This is a genomic window from Pararhizobium antarcticum, from assembly GCF_001885585.1.
Taxonomy (GTDB): domain Bacteria; phylum Pseudomonadota; class Alphaproteobacteria; order Rhizobiales; family Rhizobiaceae; genus Pararhizobium; species Pararhizobium antarcticum.
Genome location: NZ_LSRP01000042.1, coordinates 1 through 1822, shown reverse-complemented (window position 1 = coordinate 1822; position 1822 = coordinate 1). Strand labels below are relative to the sequence as shown.

1 protein-coding gene and 1 pseudogene are annotated in these 1822 nt (G+C 54.5%); one reads left to right on the top strand and one right to left on the bottom strand.

Annotation, left to right across the window (positions count from 1 at the left end; translation table 11 throughout):
* The first annotated feature begins 21 nt into the window (after window positions 1-21).
* Window positions 22-447 carry a Ros/MucR family transcriptional regulator gene (locus tag AX760_RS04265; protein ID WP_071831760.1) on the top strand — a complete coding sequence of 142 codons (426 nt, stop codon included), beginning with the start codon at window positions 22-24 and terminating at the stop codon, window positions 445-447.
* 716 nt (window positions 448-1163) lie between these two features.
* On the opposite strand, the pseudogene AX760_RS28110 reads toward AX760_RS04265, so the two are convergent.
* Window positions 1164-1641 (bottom strand): annotated as a pseudogene (locus AX760_RS28110) (IS110 family transposase); the annotation flags it as partial.
* Between the last annotated feature and the right edge of the window lie 181 nt (window positions 1642-1822).

Below are 1822 nucleotides of genomic sequence, written 5' to 3'. Positions count from 1 at the left end.
TAAGATATTGCGGGGGTATTAATGAGGCCGTCCGAGAGAGATAAAATTGTTATTTTGACTGCCAAGATCGTTTCGGCTTATGTGCAAAATCATTCTCTACAAAGCTACGATGTTCCAAACCTTGTCCAAAGGGTCAGGGCCGTATTGGCCAGCTTAGGAAAGGAACCCATCGGCATCCTGCAAGACGATATGCCTGTCCCTGCGGTCGAGCCCCGCAAGTCGGTCCATGACAAATATATTATATGCTTGGACGATGGAAAGATATTCAAGTCTCTCAAGCGACATCTCATGGTAACCTACAAGCTCACTCCGGAGGATTACCGCGCGAAGTGGGGGTTGCCGGATGATTATCCCATGATTGCTCCAGCATATTCTGCTCAGAGATCTGAGATCGCAAGGACGATTGGCTTAGGGAAAGGGCGGCGCAAGGGCAAGCAGGGGTCGTGATTTCGGCTCGAAGCGTTCAAGAGTGCTCCAGTATCTGGTTTTAAAACGGAGGCATCTTTCATTCACGAGTCTTACGTGTACCAGCGTCTTGCTTTAAGTCCGCGCGGACCGCCAACATCCTCGCCTGGCATTTTTTCTCCTTGGCGACAGGGCGCTGACACCAAGGGCTAATTGTTGTTGGCGGCTTTAAAGCGGCGTTTTGGCGCCCTGGCGAGCTCGACGACGAAGTTGTCGGCAGCATCCGCGAGGCTAAGAGCAATCTCTTCCTCGCCCCATCCAGCATCAACAGCGCATTTGATGAAGTAGGAGACCGCGCCGGCGCATACAGCCGCGCACTCTCCCGGCCTTTCAGCTTGCTGCGTACTGTATTGTGGCGGCCGCATCTTTGTCATATGCACATGACTAACAGTCCGTTTTACCCAAGCAAGCGTATGCTGGAGCCTTGGCTAATCATTAACGTTAAAAACGGTAGGACCATTGCCCATACGCCGTTGATGGTGGCCTGCAATCGATCTTGCCGCAGGCCATTTTGTTTAAGTTGCGCGGCCATGCTGCTTCGTCCAGCATGGCGTAATACCCCTCTTCAGCTGCGGCTGGCGGTATTCCCGATTGGCTCTGCTCTGATCCCCGAAAACTGGAGGGGAGTTGGCTCAGATATTCCTGTATGTCACGCCGGTGATGTCGGAGACCACATGGTGGAGCTGCAGGTTCATCTAGATCAGATCTTTCTGCATGTGCTGGATATGAGCTGCCGCATACTCGACCAGCTGTTCTCGTTGCCGCATATAAGCACGCAATGTTGCGACCTGTGCATTCGGGCGAAAGCTCCCGCGGCAGCAGGCCATAGGAGTGCAACTGGCGAAGCCACGCCGCATCGCTGATGTCAGTCTTCCGGCCTGGGACGTTCTTCGCATAACGCGCGTCGACCAGGATCGCCAAAAAACCGTGTTGCTCGAAAATCGCGCAAGCGGGATCCAGTAGACGCCGGTCGACACCATCGCCGCGCTTGTGGCGCCACTGGAACTGAACCAGGCGGCGAGATCATGCAGATCGTGAGTGAGGGTACCGAAGGCGTGTATCGGCAAATCGTCACTGTCGGGATTGACCGCGGCCTTATGCATTGTGGACCCGGTGTCGATGGGGCGTTGCTAGCGGGGTGATGCGGGTGAGGTTTTTTAGCGTTGATGTCTGCATAGCTTCTCCTCCTGTCGATGGGAGGGCCGGGCCGCGAAGTTCGTCATTTTCCTAAGTGTCCGTCCGGAGACTTTGAGAATCGGCGGAATCGGTTAGCGGACTTCGGTTTGCGGGTTGTGCGCGGTTGTGATTCCTTTTGTGCTTTCGAATCACGAAAGGAAGCTGCGATGTGGACGATCGA